The sequence below is a fragment of the Paenarthrobacter sp. 2TAF44 genome (assembly GCF_052114885.1).
Lineage (GTDB): Bacteria > Actinomycetota > Actinomycetes > Actinomycetales > Micrococcaceae > Arthrobacter.
On record NZ_JBFRFP010000003.1, the window covers coordinates 1 to 14,105 of the forward strand.

Below are 14,105 nucleotides of genomic sequence, written 5' to 3' on the forward strand. Positions count from 1 at the left end.
CGGTCCCATTCCGAACCCGGAAGCTAAGACCCACAGCGCCGATGGTACTGCACCCGGGAGGGTGTGGGAGAGTAGGACACCGCCGGACAATCATTAACAGGGAAAGCCCCGACCACGACGGTCGGGGCTTCCCCCATTTAACCAACAAACCAGACACGGCAAGGTGGGAAAGCCCACCCCTGAGGCGAACTCCCCTAGCCCGAGAAGAACTCAGACAACTCTGCGATGAGCTTGTCGGGCGCCTTGTTTGGGCCGTCGTGCCCGAACCCGGGGAGGATGGTGTAGCTGGAGCCGGACAGGACGTCGTGGATCTGGCCGCACGCTACACCGAAGTATGCGGGGCTTTTCTCGCCCACCACGATCAGTGTTTCCAAGGGCAGTTCAAGGAACGGCTCGGCGGGCATGTCGGCAGCGATGACTGCCTTGATTTCCCGGACTCCGCACGTCATCAGTTCCCGCATCTGCTTACCCATGGGTGTTCCGGCCGTCAGCTTCGTGGCGAGCGTCAACATGGACAGGGGCATGCGCGCGAAGGCGCCTCCTGTCTCTACTCCCTTGATGAGAACGGCGAGTCCGCGATCGTAGTCTCCTGCCGCCGTCGCGCGTTCATATTCCGGCGTCCAGTCGGCTTTGACGCTGTGGTTGACGGACACGGCGGGATCGTAAACGGCGAGTCGCTCCACGGGTAAGGTTCGCGCCGCATGCAGCGCAACCGCACCGCCGAAGCTGTGCCCGAAAACGTCTGTGCTGGATGTGTGCTTCATGACCGCGTCGAGATCCCGGATGTCGGCTTCGAGGGTGTAGTCCTCGGGCTGGGGGGATGATTCACCACGACCGCGGCGGTTAAACGTATGTACGGGCCGCCCGAGGGACTCGCTCAGCTTCTGCGCGAAACGTGTGTAGTCAGAGGCCGTCACCATTGAGGCGGGCACGACCACAATACCCGAGCCTGCCGCCGCCAGGTCACCGCCTGTGGTGAGTACTTCGAGGTGTCCGCCGTCCGTTGTGGTGATGATCTCGCGCGTCATGTCTTGAGCCTAACCGAGCCACCTGAACGCAGGCAGCATGCAGGACGTTATGTGGATAACAATCAGCTTTTGAAGTAGTCCGAAATGTCCATGACTAGTTCCTTCACGGCGGCTGGAACGGAACCGTGGAAGCCCTTTGGCGATACTTCAAGGGTGCTTCCTGGAACGGCCGCGTGCAAACGCGCGGCCGTCACTTTGTAGTATTGGGGACTCTTCTTGCCCACCATGAAATGGGTGCCGGGAGGTAGGACGGAGAAGTCGCGCGGAGTTTCCGTGGCTTCGAACGCAGCCTTGAGTTCTCCGACGCCGGATGGCATGAGTTCACGGAACATTGTGTTGACCTTGGTTCGCGAGACTACAGCCATGAGACCCACCAGTATGGGTTCAGGGACGCGGGCCAGGGCAGTTCCGGGATGCATTCCACGCTTCATGCGGGCAAGCGCTAGGTTGATGTTGCCCTTGTTCACGGAATCCTCGAAGCCGGCCATCCAGTCGGTGTCCATGCTTCCGTCGATATTAACTGCCGCGTCGTAAACGGCGAGCCTGTCCGGTTGGTGGCGTGTGCCGGCAAAGGCCTGCGCAGCGTTGAGGGCCACCGACCCGCCCAGGCTGTGGCCGAGGATGTTCCTCGCGTCGGTGGCATCCATGATGGTGCGCACATCCCCAATTTCCGTGACCATGGAGTAGTTGTGTGGTTGATCGCTGGAGTTGCCGCGGCCCCTGCGATCGTAGACGTCCACGGCCCACCCATCACCGAGGCCCTTCGCGAGGGCAATGGAAAAGGGCCGATAGATCAGGGCAGTGAGGAATGCGCCACCGATCAGGACCACGCGGCGCTCCCCGGGTGCGTCTTCCGCGCCGTAGCTGTACAAGGCGAGTTTGCCGCCGTCGTGCGTTTTGATGGTGCGTTCCCTCACCGGTTTATCCTAGGGCGCGCCGGCACTGGGGCTGTGCCTCCTGAGAGGAAACGGGCGATTCGGGCTGCAAGCCGCCTGCCTGGCCGCAGGGGACCTTCATGGAACTGCAAGGGCACAATAGCGAAGTCGATGACTGGAACCGCTCCAGCAAGGGTGCGGCCGGTCTCGGCGAAGTAGGACGGACTCCAGCCGCCGCTAAGCATGAGTGTTGGAGTCACGAGCGAGGTGAAATCGTGAAGATGCGCGTCGGCGTCGAGTACGGCCCGCATTTCGGCGACGGCGGTGGGCAACAGGGAGCGCATCTCCGAACCCAGCCGCGTCTGTGCAGAGAGGATGCTCAGCATCCGCAAGGCTCCCATCGGCAGGTAGGAGATGGGACCGGCCGTTCCCAAACCCTGCACCAGATGGGCCCACGCGTGGTCCAGTTGGCCTGCGGTAACTGCGGCTTCCAATTCCGGACGCCACCGGCCATGGAGATTTCCTGATAGCGAGACAGCGGCATCGTAGGTGACCAGGCGGTTGATCTTGGTGCTGCGAGCCGCCTGAAGCGCCACGAAGCCGCCGTAACTGTGCGCCACGACATCCGTTGAGTCTGTCCTCCGCATCACCGCCTGAAGGTCCGCGATCTCGGTGCCGGCGGAGTAGCCGGGCGGTTGTGGCGCCGAACGGCCGCGGCCTCGCCGGTTGTAGCAATGGACCGGTCGCCCCAGCATGAGGCTCAGGGTCCGCGCGAAGGGCCAGTACAGGGAATCGGTCACCAAAGTCCCATGGACCACGACGACGCCGGACGGTTCCGCAGGCGCCTGCGAACCGGGAATCGAGGCTTTCGACGCCGGCCGGAACGTGTGCACCTCAAGCTGCCCGCCGCCGTCGTCCGTTTCAACTGTCCACGTCTCCACAGCCCGAGTCTATGTCCGGACGTAGAGGCCCGTAATCACCGGTAAACTTAAGGACTGTGACTTCCGCAAACACCCCAGCCCTGAACACCTCCGCAGAGCCCATCGACGCCAGCGAGCAGATGCGTATCCGTATGGACAAGCGCGCCAAGCTGATCGAACGTGGCACAGAGGCCTATCCTGTGGGCGTTGAGCGGACACATTCCTTGAGCGAGATCCGCGAAAAGTATGCGCACTTGGAAGCCGATGAAACTACCGGTGACATCGTAGGCGTCACCGGCCGCGTCGTGTTCGTGCGCAACACCGGCAAGCTCTGCTTCGCTACCCTCCAGGAAGGTGGCGTTGACGGCAAGGGCGTTCGTCTACAGGCAATGCTGAGCCTGGCCAATGTGGGCGAGGAAGCGCTGGCCGATTGGAAAGCCCTGGTTGACCTTGGGGACCACGTTTTCATCAAGGGCGAGGTCATTTCCTCCCGCCGCGGTGAGCTGTCCGTCATGGCCGATTCCTGGTCCATGGCCTCCAAGGCCCTGCGCCCGCTACCGGTCCTGCACGCGGAGCTTAACGAAGAAACCCGTGTTCGCCAGCGTTACGTGGATCTGATGGTCCGCGATGAAGCCCGCGAGATGGTCTACAAGCGCGCTGCCATTACGCGCTCTGTCCGCGACACCCTGGACCGCCACGGCTACGTCGAGGTGGAGACCCCCATCCTGCAACTGGTCCACGGTGGCGCAACGGCCCGTCCGTTCGAGACGCACATGAACGCGTTCGATCAGAAGATGACCCTGCGCATCGCCACGGAACTCTTCCTGAAGCGCGCTGTAGTGGGTGGCATCGACCGCGTCTACGACATGGGCCGCGTGTTCCGGAACGAAGGCGTCGACTCCACGCACAGCCCCGAATTCACCACCCTTGAGTGCTACGAAGCCTGGGCCGACCAGTTCGTCATGGCCGAGCGCATGAAGGAAATCATCCTGAACGTGGCGGACGTTGTTGGCACCCGCACCATCCAGACGGATGCAGGCGAGATCAACCTCGACGGCGAATGGGCTTGGGTTGCGGTGTACCCGGGGCTTTCTGAAGCGATTGGCGTTGAAGTCACTCCCGACACCACGGTTGAGGAACTGCTGGCCATTGCTGCCAAGCACGAGGTCAAGGTGGATCCGAAGTGGGACGCCGAGAAGATCGTGGTTGAGCTCTTCGGCGAGATCGTGGAACCCACCCTGCTGAACCCGACGTTCGTTTACAACTATCCGCCGTCCGCTCAACCGCTTGCCCGTCCGCATCGCGAAGATGGCCGGCTCATCGAGGCATGGGACCTGATCATCGGGGGCATGGAGCGCGGGACGGCTTTCTCCGAACTCATTGACCCCGTTATCCAGCGCGAACGGCTTACGGAGCAGTCACGCCGTTCTGCCGCTGGCGACGTAGAGGCCATGCAACTCGACGAAGACTTCCTTCGCGCCCTTGAATACGGCGCCCCGCCCATGGGTGGTATCGGGCTCGGCATCGATCGCCTTGTCATGTTGTTCACCGGTGCAGGTATCCGCGAAACCATTCTGTTCCCCTTGCTGAAGCCCGAAGGTCACTGATCATGGAATACATCGCAGTCCTGGCGCCATCGATCGTTGTTGGTTTGATCTTCTGGTTTGCCATGAAGTCCATCTTCAATGCGGACAAATCCGAGCGGCAGGCTGAAGCCCGCGCCCAAGCAGAGGCCAATTTGCGGAATTCCGGCCCTGAGGGTGAAGGCCCGGCAGCTAAATAGCCTGCAAATTGGGTGTCCTTAGCAGGAAACCCAAATGTGCCTTTGACGTGTGTGCTTGGCGTGAACGATAATCAGTAATAGGAACCCTCAAATTTCTGATTATCCAACCCTCCAAAAGAGAGGCTACTCATGGCACAGAAAGTTAAAATCATCCTCGTCGATGACCTGGATGAAGGGTCAGCGGACGAAACTGTCCGTTTCGGGCTGGACGGCGTTAGCTACGAGATGGACTTGTCCACCGCTAACGCAGAATCTTTGCGCAAAGCATTGGAGCCCTACGTAGCCAAGGCCAGGAAGACCTCTTCGGGTCGTGCAACACGTGGCCGTGCGACTGCCACTCGAAACCAGGATTCGGCACAGATCCGTCAATGGGCTCGTGACAACGGTTACACCGTAAACAGTCGCGGACGTATTCAGGCTGAAATTCAGGAAGCGTACCAGAAGGCCAATTCCTGATTCACCCGCCTTCAATGCCCCGGCAGCATCTGCCGGGGCATTAGCTTTTTAAGCCCATGGTTTGTTGTCAGGCCTTCCAAGGGGGTGCCTGGACCAGGCCTTGGAATATTCCGTGAATCGTTCCGGCACCTACGGTGTGGATTATCCGACCTTTTGGAACTGGACAAAACGCCTGCTCAAAACGCCTGCTCAAAACGCCCGCTCAAAGCGGGCGGGGCGCGTTCCTCGGCCTACCACTGCCCTCGGTGGCTGACCACGTCCTTCAGGAGCCCTGACCACGTCCTTCCGGGGGCCGGCACGGGCGTGGGACAGGCGTTCCGCGGCCGGGCCTCCCTACCGCGAAGGGGGTGCCAGGTTTATTCCGCTGGGCGTCATGTTTCCCCTGTGGCGAACACGCTCCAAAAGTCGGGCTTCGGCACGTAGCATCAAAGTACGTCGTAGCTAGGAGTGTGGCGAAATGTTTGAGAGATTTACGGACCGTGCCCGTCGCGTGGTTGTCCTTGCCCAAGAAGAGGCACGGATGCTCAATCACAATTACATTGGTACCGAGCACATCCTCTTGGGTCTGATCCACGAGGGTGAAGGCGTTGCCGCAAAGGCGCTTGAATCCCTGAGCATTTCGCTCGATGGCGTCCGCGAACAGGTGCAGGAGATCATCGGCCAGGGCCAGCAGGCTCCGTCCGGGCACATCCCCTTTACCCCGCGCGCCAAGAAGGTGCTTGAGCTTTCGCTCCGCGAAGCACTGCAGCTCGGCCACAATTACATCGGAACCGAGCACATCCTGCTCGGTCTCATCCGCGAGGGTGAAGGCGTTGCTGCCCAGGTACTGGTCAAGCTTGGTGCGGACCTTAACAGGGTCCGTCAGCAGGTCATCCAGCTGCTTTCCGGTTACCAGGGCAAGGAAGCCGCCGGTTCGGGTTCCAGCCAAGGCCAGCCGGAGGGAACCCCGGCAGGCTCGGTGGTTCTGGACCAGTTCGGACGCAACCTCACCCAGGCTGCCCGCGAGAACAAGCTCGATCCCGTGATCGGCCGCGAGCAGGAGATGGAACGCGTCATGCAGGTCCTCTCCCGCCGTACCAAGAACAACCCCGTGCTAATCGGTGAGCCCGGCGTCGGTAAGACGGCCGTCGTCGAGGGCCTTGCCCAGGCGATTGTCCGCGGCGACGTCCCGGAGACCATCAAGGACAAGCAGCTGTACACGCTTGACCTTGGTTCGCTGGTTGCCGGCTCGCGCTACCGTGGCGACTTCGAAGAGCGACTGAAGAAGGTCCTCAAGGAGATCCGCACCCGCGGCGACATCATCCTCTTCATTGACGAGATCCACACCCTCGTTGGTGCAGGTGCTGCTGAAGGCGCCATCGATGCTGCATCCATCCTGAAGCCGATGCTTGCCCGCGGTGAACTCCAGACCATTGGTGCCACCACGCTGGATGAGTACCGCAAGCACATCGAGAAGGACGCCGCTCTTGAGCGCCGCTTCCAGCCGATCCAGGTCAAGGAGCCTTCCGTCGCCCACGCGATCGAGATCCTGAAGGGCCTGCGGGACCGCTACGAGGCACACCACCGCGTAACGATTACCGACGGCGCCCTCGCCTCAGCCGCGCAGCTGGCCGAACGCTACATTTCGGACCGCTTCCTGCCGGACAAGGCAATCGACCTCATCGATGAAGCCGGCGCACGCCTGCGTATCCGCCGCATGACCGCTCCGCCGGAGCTCAAGGCCATGGACGAGCGCATTGCCGACGTCAAGATGGAGAAGGAATCCGCCATCGACGCCCAGGACTTTGAGGGTGCCGCTTCGCTGCGCGACAAAGAGCAGAAGCTCATTGCCGAACGCGCTGAGAAGGAACGCAACTGGAAGTCCGGCGGCATGGATGACATCTCCGAGGTTGATGAGGACCTGATCGCCGAGGTTCTCGCGAACTCCACCGGTATCCCCGTCTTCAAGCTCACCGAGGAAGAGTCTTCGAGGCTCCTCAAGATGGAAGACGAACTGCACAAGCGCGTCGTCGGCCAGGACGAGGCCATCAGGGCCCTGTCCCAGGCTATCCGCCGTACACGTGCAGGCCTGAAGGACCCCAAGCGTCCCGGTGGCTCTTTCATCTTCGCCGGGCCTACGGGTGTCGGCAAGACCGAGCTCGCGAAGGCCCTTGCCGAGTTCCTGTTCGGTGAAGAGGATGCCCTCATCACGCTGGACATGTCCGAGTACTCCGAGAAGCACACGGTTTCGCGGCTCTTCGGTGCACCTCCGGGCTATGTTGGCTACGAAGAAGGCGGCCAGCTCACCGAGAAGGTTCGTCGCCGTCCGTTCTCCGTGGTCCTGTTCGACGAAGTTGAGAAGGCCCACGCGGACCTCTTCAACTCGCTCCTGCAGATCCTGGAAGATGGCCGCTTGACCGACTCCCAGGGCCGCGTGGTGGACTTCAAGAACACCGTGATCATCATGACCACCAACCTGGGTACCCGCGACATCTCCAAGAGCGTCGCTACCGGCTTCCAGTCCGGCACGGATACCCAGACTGGTTACAACCGGATGCGTGCCCGGGTCACGGAGGAGCTCAAGCAGCACTTCCGCCCCGAGTTCCTCAACCGTGTTGACGATGTTGTGGTGTTCCCGCAGCTCACCCAGGACGAGATCATCGAGATCGTGGACATGTTCGTTACCCGCCTGGAGCGTCGCCTCAAGGACAAGGACATGGGCATCGAGCTCACCACGGCAGCAAAGGTTCTTCTGGCCACTCGTGGCTACGATCCCGCAATGGGTGCCCGGCCTCTGCGCCGCACCATTCAGCGCGAGATCGAGGACCAGCTCTCCGAGAAGATCCTCTTCGGCGAATTGCACTCCGGTGACATCGTGGTGGTGGATGTGGACGGCGAAGGCGACGACGCCAAGTTCACGTTTGCAGGCAACGCCAAGCCGCGGATCCCGGAGATCGCTCCTACCGCGTAAAGCGCACGACTCAGCTAACGAGGCAACAAGCCCGCCCATTCCCCAAGGAGTGGGCGGGGCTTCGGCGTTAAGAGACCTCCCACTGGCGGTGCCGGAGGCATTTGCGTAGCTTGCGTCAAAGCGACGAAGGAGCAGCAAGCGGTAAATGGCGCCGACACCGCCAGTATCCACACCAACGCCGGAATATCTGAAAGTACTGTTTCACTCTGAGTGAACCACCCTGTGATCGGCGACACAATACGTGTTGAATCGAAGCATGGATTCCACTGACACCCCAACCCCGGGCACGCCACCTGAAACTCCCTTCCACGACATCGACCACTACCTCTCCATTCCTCGAGTCAGTGGTCTCACGCTCAGCCCGGACGGCAAGCGCCTAGTCACTACCGTTTCAACCCTGAATGGCAAGGGCACCGAGTATGTCACCGCACTCTGGGAGATCGACCCCACCGGCCAAAGCCATGCCCGGCGGATCACCCGGAGTTCCAAAGGCGAGGCCGGTGCCGCCTTTGCCGCCAACGGTGATCTCTACTTCACGTCCTCCAGGCCCGACCCCGAGAGCGCAGATCCCGACGCCGATCCGGTGAACGCGCTGTGGCTGCTCCCTGCCGATGGGGGAGAGGCCCGGGTTGTGCACTCGCGCGCCGGCGGGATCAGTTCCGTCCTGGCGGCAAAGAGTGCGGATGCCGTCTTCGTCAACGCCGAGGTTCTGGCAGGTTCCAGCACTGAGGAGAACGACGAAAAACGCCGCAAGACCCGCAAAGATAACAAGGTGTCCGCCATCCTGCACAGTGGCTACCCGATCCGCTATTGGGACGCGGACCTGGGTCCTGCCGAGCCGCGCCTGTTTGCAGTGGAACCGGGCGAGGAGAAGGAAGCCGGCAAACCAACCACCGTTGACACTCCAACGCCGCTTAAGCTGAGGAACCTGACGTCCGGCGTCGGAGGTTCGCTGCGGGAAGCCAAAGCTGTGGTGAGTCCGGACGGCAAGACCATCTACACGAGCCTCACCAAAGCCCTTGCCAAGGCCGACAGCCGTGAGGTGCTTGCCGCCGTCGACGTCGCCACAGGAACCGTCAAGGTGCTTCTGGACCGCGAGGGAATGAGCTACTTCCCTGGGCCCGTCAGCCCGGACAACCGCACGCTGGTGGTGGAGAGCGAAAGTGAGACCACGCCCACCCAGGCTCCGCAGATCAAGCTGCACCTGCTGGACGTGTCCGGCAGCGAAACGACTGACCTGGAGCCGCTCGCACACCAATGGGACCGCTGGCCTACTGCCTTGGAGTGGCTCCCGCAAGGCAATGCCATCCTGGTGAAAGCGGACGACGACGGCGCGTCGCCGCTTTTCCGGATCGACGTCGCCGATGGAGCGGTAACACGGGTGACGAAAGAGGCTGCGGCGTATTCCGACGTCGTGGTTTCGCCGGACGGGACCACAGCGTACGCACTGCGGAGCTCCTACGAGTTCCCCGCTGAAGCTGTGCGGATCGACCTCGCTTCCGGAGATGTGGTGAGGTTGCAGGCACCCGCGGAACGGCCAACGTACAAGGGGCACCTCGAGCGCGTGGAAACGACGGCGGAGGACGGCTCGCGCGTGCCGGCTTACCTGGCGCTCCCGGAAGGTGCATCCGCGGACCGCCCGGCTCCCCTCCTGCTGTGGATCCACGGTGGACCGCTGGGCTCATGGAACGCCTGGACCTGGCGTTGGAACCCCTGGCTGCTGGTCGCAAAGGGCTATGCCGTACTGCTGCCCGACCCTGCGCTCTCCACAGGTTACGGCCAGGAGTTCATCCAGCGCGGCTGGGGTGAATGGGGCAAAGTGCCCTTCTCGGACCTCATGGCTATCACCGACGCCGTAGTCGAGCGGGCGGACATCGACGAGTCACGGACTGCGGCGATGGGCGGGTCCTTCGGCGGTTACATGGCCAACTGGGTGGCAGGCCAGACTGACCGCTTCAAGGCGATCGTGACCCACGCCAGTTTGTGGGCCCTGGACCAGTTCGGCCCCACCACCGACGCAGCGCAGTACTGGCTGAAGGAAATGACGGTCGAGATGGCGATGGAGAACTCGCCCCACCTCAACGTACGCAACATCAAGACGCCCATGCTGGTGATCCACGGGGACAAGGATTATCGCGTACCGATCGGCGAGGGCCTGCGGCTTTGGTACGAACTGTTGTCCTCATCGCAGCTGCCCGCAGACGACAACGGCCAGAGCCCGCACCGCTTCCTCTACTTCCCTGACGAGAATCACTGGATCCTCCAGCCGCAGCACGCGAAGGTTTGGTACGGAGTCGTGGAGCACTTCCTGGCAAAGCAGGTGCTGGGCGAGGACGTGGCGCTGCCGGAGGAGTTGGGGATCTAGTCCGTTGCTGGGTCTGGCGTGAGTCCGGCGCTGGACCTGCGCCATTTGCCGCGTGCTCGCTCGTGCCTCGCTTAGACGCACGCTACGCAAATAGCCCAGGACCAGCGCCTCGCGGCGGCCCTCCGGTACTAAATGGTGACCATGGCGTCCGTCAGCGCCGCCCGGCTCAGCCCCGGCGTAGGTCATGCGCGGTCGGGCTCCTCTTTGTCTCGTTAGGATGGGGGAGTGAATTCGACCTTTAGCCTTCGTCCTGCCCGTACTAGTGATGTGGCGGCGATCAAGAGGCTGGTTGCCCCTCTCGCGGAGCAGCGGATTTTGATGGCCAAGGAAACTGTGGCGTACTACGAGAGCCTCCAGGAATTCCGGATTGCGGAGTCCTATGACGGCGACGTTATTGGCTGCGGGGCCCTGCACGTTATGTGGGAGGACTTGGCCGAGATCCGCACTCTTGCGGCCGCGGACACGTGGCGGGGGCGGGGTGTGGGGCATGTACTGGTGGAGGATCTCCTGGAAAAAGCCAAGGAGCTTGGCGTGAGCCGGGTTTTCTGCCTGACGTTTGAAGTGGAATTTTTCAAGCGTCACGGCTTCGAGGTCATGGAGGACCAGTCGGCCGTGGACCCGCAGGTGTACTCGGAACTGCTGCGCTCGCATGACGAAGGCGTGGCGGAATTCCTGGATTTGGCCCGGGTAAAGCCGAATACCTTGGGCAATACGCGCATGATCAAGCACCTTTAAGAAGACCCGCAACAAGGGCTAACAGAGGCGGACTTCAACCCTGCCCGGATTATGCGTGATTTAAAACCCTTCTCTTATCTAAAGTTGATGGATAAACTGATCGAGGCTTGCTGGGGAGCTTCCGCCATTCGGTCAATCGAGAGAAGATCATGCAGTCCCACGCGTCGTTTTCTGGTAATTCAAGCGTTTCAGAACTCCAACTCAGCGTGCGCGGTCCCGTGTTCACGCCTGCCGACCCCGGTTTCGCAGCCGAGATATCGGCCTTCAACCTCTCTACTCAACACCAGCCGGATCTTGCCTTCGGCGCCCTCGACGCAGAGGACGTTTCGGCGGCTATCAGATGGGCGGCGGAACGGGGAATGCCCGTAGCCGTCCAATCCACGGGACATGGTGCAACAAACGCGATAGAAGGCGGGATGCTTATCAGTACCCGCCGCATGCTGGAACTCAGCATCGACCCCCTTGAGAAGACTGCCAGGGTGGGGGCCGGTGTTCGATGGAAGGCTGTGGTTGAGCTTGCTGCAACCTTCGGTTTGATGGGTCTCTGTGGTTCCACCAGTGACGTCGGCGTGGTGGGTTACACGCTGGGCGGGGGCCTGCCCATCCTGGGACGTAAGTACGGCTTCGCCTCGGATCATGTCATCGCTTTCGAGCTGGTCACAGCGGACGGCACCCAGCAAAGGGTCACCAGGGACGAGAACCCTGAGCTGTTCTTCCTCCTGCGAGGCGGCAAGGGCAATCTGGGCATTGTGACGGCCATGGAATTCCACCTTTTCCCAGCCGCCGATCTCTACGCAGGTGGCGTGTACTTCGACGGCGGGCACGCCCCGGAAGTCCTGGCGGCGTTTAGGGAATGGGTGCCATCGCTACCCGCGGAGGCGTCGGCGTCGTTGGCGTTTTTGCGCCTTCCGGAGATGGAGATGATTCCGGAGCCGTTGCGGGGAAAGTTTGTGATCCACCTCCGCTACGCCTACCAAGGCGACTTGGCTGCAGCATCGGACCTGCTGGAGCCCATGCGCCGAAGCGCCCCGTTCATGATGGACGGCACCGGCCCTTTGGAAGCAAGCCAATTCGACACGATCCACCAGGATCCGGACCAGCCAGTCCCCGTTCGCGAGCGTGGCTTCCTGCTTGACCGTTTGGACGAGGACGCAGCGGAGGCAATCCTCCGGCACTTCGGTCCGGGCGTTGAGAGCCCGGTGTTGCTGGCCGAACTCCGGCTGCTGGGCGGCGCCCTCGCCAAGAGCGCGGAGGGCGAGGACAGTGTGGGCGGCCGTGACGCGGCGTTCAGCTTCTACATGGTTGCCATTGCCGCGCCTCCTGTTGTTGAGATGCTGCCCGCAGTTTTCGATGCCGTCCATACAGACCTTCGTCCCGCTGCCAATCCCGGCACATTTGTGAACCTCCATGGGCACTTTTTGGATGCCGAGGACAGGGAGCGGCCCTGGGGGCCCAGCGCGCGTGAACGTCTTAAGAAGGCCAAGGCGGAGTTGGATCCGAAGAACATGTTCAGCTTCGGGCACGTAGTGGGACTTCCCACCACGGAACCACCGCTTGTCATGGATCGGAGCGTGCTGCTCGAAGACGTGGTCACGGCTGGCGGCGACGCCGTGCTGAACAGTTGAGGAGCGGACCGTGCAAGATCGTGTCACGTTTCCGGACTTTTCAGCTTTCCAGATAGACATCCCCCACGGGTCCTGGCCGAACGAATCCTTCTGGCCGGGGACGCCCCACTCCAACCCGGACCTGTACTCCGCATTTTGGCTCGACTTCCATTCGCGGACTGAAGCGGCCTCCACTCCTCCGCGCACCAGCACGGAGCCTGGGCAACTCCAGGATTAAGCGTCACTGCGGTAGGGACAGCTCTTCGGGGCTGTCCCCACCGGCTTTAACGGGCGCTCGCGGCTTCTGCATGCGCGGAGGCCTACCATGTGCCCGGGGCCCGGTAGTAGGGTCAGAGCACCAGCCACAGCACGCCCAGGAGCATCCAATGAAAAAGCTCATCAATGATCCCCGCGCAGTGGTGGACGAGTCCGTCGAAGGCTTCGGCATGGCCCATGCCGATATTGTGGACGTCCATCCCGACCCCAAATACGTCGTCCGGAAAGGCGCACCTGTTGCGGGCAAGGTTGCCCTGGTATCCGGCGGCGGTAGCGGCCACGAGCCGCTGCATGCTGGTTTCGTCGGACTCGGCATGCTCGACGCCGCTGTGCCCGGCGCCGTGTTCACCTCGCCCACACCCGACCAGATCATACCGGCGACCGTCGCTGTCGACTCAGGTGCCGGCGTCTTGCATATCGTCAAGAACTACACAGGCGACGTCCTGAACTTTGAGACTGGGGCGGAGATGGCACAAGCCGAAGGCGTACACGTACGTTCGGTGTTGGTCAACGACGACGTCGCCGTCGAGGACTCCTTGTACACGGCGGGCCGCCGTGGAGTGGGTGGGACGGTCCTCGTAGAGAAGATAGCGGGTGCTGCCGCTGAGCGTGGAGACGATCTTGAAGCCGTTGCCGCCATCGCGGAGCGGGTCGCCGCCAACGTCCGGACCATGGGAGTCGCCCTCTCCGGCTGCACAGTTCCGCACGCAGGTACGCCGAGCTTCGAGCTGGCGGAGGACGAAATCGAGATCGGCATCGGCATCCATGGTGAACCTGGACGGCACAGGATCGCCATGGAAAGCGCCGACGCGATCACCGACCGTCTATTGGAGCCCGTGCTTGAGGATCTCTCCCTCTCCTCCGGCGACAGGGTGCTGCTGTTCGTGAACGGCATGGGCGGCACGCCGCAGAGTGAGCTCTACATTGTCTATCGCCGGGCCGCCCAGGTACTCGCAGAGCGCGGCGCAACAGTGGAGCGCTCGCTGGTGGGGAACTACGTGACGTCCCTCGAAATGCAAGGTTGCTCGGTGTCCGTGCTACGCCTCGACGACGAATTGACAAGTTTGTGGGATGCCCCGGTTCATACGGCTGCCCTGCGTTGGGGAGCGTGAG

General features: G+C 62.0%; 11 protein-coding genes and 1 rRNA gene. 9 read left to right on the plus strand and 3 right to left on the minus strand.

Annotation, left to right across the window (positions count from 1 at the left end):
• Positions 1-88, plus strand: a 5S ribosomal RNA gene (gene rrf / locus AB4Z15_RS04115); the annotation flags it as partial.
• Between the two features lie 106 nt (positions 89-194).
• Here the strand turns inward: rrf and AB4Z15_RS04120 are convergent.
• The 3 genes from AB4Z15_RS04120 to AB4Z15_RS04130 all read right to left on the minus strand — a co-directional run bounded on the left by AB4Z15_RS04120 (position 195) and on the right by AB4Z15_RS04130 (position 2,844).
• Positions 195-1,028 (minus strand): alpha/beta fold hydrolase, encoded by an 834-nt coding sequence (locus tag AB4Z15_RS04120; protein WP_431117459.1) that lies wholly within the window; start codon positions 1,026-1,028, stop codon positions 195-197.
• 62 nt (positions 1,029-1,090) lie between these two features.
• On the minus strand, positions 1,091-1,945 hold the full coding sequence (locus AB4Z15_RS04125; RefSeq protein ID WP_442016197.1) for an alpha/beta fold hydrolase: 855 nt from the start codon (positions 1,943-1,945) through the stop codon (positions 1,091-1,093).
• Positions 1,942-2,844: an alpha/beta fold hydrolase gene (locus AB4Z15_RS04130; RefSeq protein ID WP_431117461.1), complete on the minus strand. Its 903-nt coding sequence runs from the start codon at positions 2,842-2,844 to the stop codon at positions 1,942-1,944. Before AB4Z15_RS04130 ends, AB4Z15_RS04125 begins: the two co-directional genes overlap by 4 nt.
• Positions 2,845-2,900: 56 nt before the next feature.
• Here AB4Z15_RS04130 and lysS point away from each other — a divergent pair, with 56 nt between their 5' ends.
• From lysS to dhaK, 8 genes are all read left to right on the plus strand, one after another.
• Complete coding sequence (lysS, locus tag AB4Z15_RS04135) at positions 2,901-4,430, plus strand: lysine--tRNA ligase (protein ID WP_431117462.1); 1,530 nt, start codon at positions 2,901-2,903, stop codon at positions 4,428-4,430.
• Between the two features lie 2 nt (positions 4,431-4,432).
• Positions 4,433-4,606: a hypothetical protein gene (locus AB4Z15_RS04140; RefSeq protein ID WP_216922753.1), complete on the plus strand. Its 174-nt coding sequence runs from the start codon at positions 4,433-4,435 to the stop codon at positions 4,604-4,606.
• Between the two features lie 129 nt (positions 4,607-4,735).
• Positions 4,736-5,062, plus strand: coding sequence for a histone-like nucleoid-structuring protein Lsr2 (locus AB4Z15_RS04145; protein WP_223947524.1), 327 nt, complete (start codon positions 4,736-4,738; stop codon positions 5,060-5,062).
• A 457-nt stretch (positions 5,063-5,519) separates the two neighbouring features.
• Positions 5,520-8,012, plus strand: coding sequence for an ATP-dependent Clp protease ATP-binding subunit (locus AB4Z15_RS04150; RefSeq protein ID WP_442016198.1), 2,493 nt, complete (start codon positions 5,520-5,522; stop codon positions 8,010-8,012).
• Positions 8,013-8,268: 256 nt separating this feature from the next.
• Positions 8,269-10,377: an alpha/beta fold hydrolase gene (locus tag AB4Z15_RS04155; RefSeq protein WP_442016199.1), complete on the plus strand. Its 2,109-nt coding sequence runs from the start codon at positions 8,269-8,271 to the stop codon at positions 10,375-10,377.
• A gap of 225 nt (positions 10,378-10,602) precedes the next feature.
• A complete protein-coding gene (locus AB4Z15_RS04160) occupies positions 10,603-11,112 on the plus strand; it encodes an amino-acid N-acetyltransferase (RefSeq protein WP_442016200.1) in 510 nt (169 codons plus the stop codon).
• Positions 11,113-11,261: 149 nt separating this feature from the next.
• A complete protein-coding gene (locus tag AB4Z15_RS04165) occupies positions 11,262-12,737 on the plus strand; it encodes an FAD-binding oxidoreductase (protein ID WP_442016201.1) in 1,476 nt (491 codons plus the stop codon).
• A gap of 365 nt (positions 12,738-13,102) precedes the next feature.
• Positions 13,103-14,104: a dihydroxyacetone kinase subunit DhaK gene (gene dhaK / locus AB4Z15_RS04170; RefSeq protein ID WP_442016202.1), complete on the plus strand. Its 1,002-nt coding sequence runs from the start codon at positions 13,103-13,105 to the stop codon at positions 14,102-14,104.
• Position 14,105: the final 1 nt, after the last annotated feature.